The following is a 719-nucleotide window of genomic DNA, read 5'->3' as shown; positions in this document are numbered from 1 at the left end:
CGGCGACCGCCCGGTGCTCCAGCGCGGACCGGCGGACGGCCAGGGCGTGCCCGGCGGCCGCGATCAGGGTGCACACCAGCGCGAACGGGACGGCCCGGGCAAGCCGCAGGTCCCAGGCGGCGGACCCCACCGGCCGGGCCGGTCCAGGGGCGCCCGGGAGCGGGGCGGCGGCGAGGGCAGTCATGGCCGGGCCATCCTCTCATTGCGTACGCCACCGACACGGGCAGGGTGGGAAATCCCTACGAATGCCCCTTTCGGCAGCGGCGTGCGGGGCGACCGACGCGCTGCCCGGCACAGACCCCGGCCCCCAGTCCATCCGCCGAACGGGCGGTAGCGGCCCCCGGGAACGGTTCACCGCCGAATCGCCCGGAGATACCTAGTTGTATGTGGAGCCGCAGCCAGGAGGGACCTCCCGTGGACATCTGGTGGACTCTGCACCTCAAGCGCGACCCGGCCAGCGTCCCGCTGGCCCGGCGCATCCTGCTCGGTGCGATGGCGACCGCGGGCGTCGACCCGCAGATCGCGGACGACCTCGGGGTCGCCCTCAGCGAGGCCTGCGCCAACGCCGTCGAGCACGGCGCCACCGGACAGCCCGACGACCTGTTCCAGGTCACCGCCTCGATCTGCGGCGACCGGCTGCGGATCGAGGTCACCGACTCCGGTCCCGGCCTGCCGGCCCTCGCCGGGCCGGCCGCGCCCGCCCGCCGCCCGGCCGCGTC

At 76.1% G+C, this 719-nt stretch carries 1 protein-coding gene and 1 pseudogene; one reads left to right on the top strand and one right to left on the bottom strand.

Features of this window, described 5'->3' with window-relative positions:
• A pseudogene (locus BU198_RS18500) lies at positions 1-184 on the bottom strand (hypothetical protein); the annotation flags it as partial.
• A 230-nt stretch (positions 185-414) separates the two neighbouring features.
• On the opposite strand from BU198_RS18500, the gene BU198_RS18495 reads away from it, so the two are divergent.
• On the top strand, positions 415-719 hold a 305-nt coding region (locus tag BU198_RS18495), incomplete at its 3' end, for an ATP-binding protein (RefSeq protein ID WP_188297970.1).

It is taken from the genome of Streptomyces sp. CBMA156 (assembly GCF_014596515.1).
Lineage (GTDB): Bacteria > Actinomycetota > Actinomycetes > Streptomycetales > Streptomycetaceae > Kitasatospora.
This window is presented reverse-complemented; position numbering and strand designations above follow the sequence as displayed.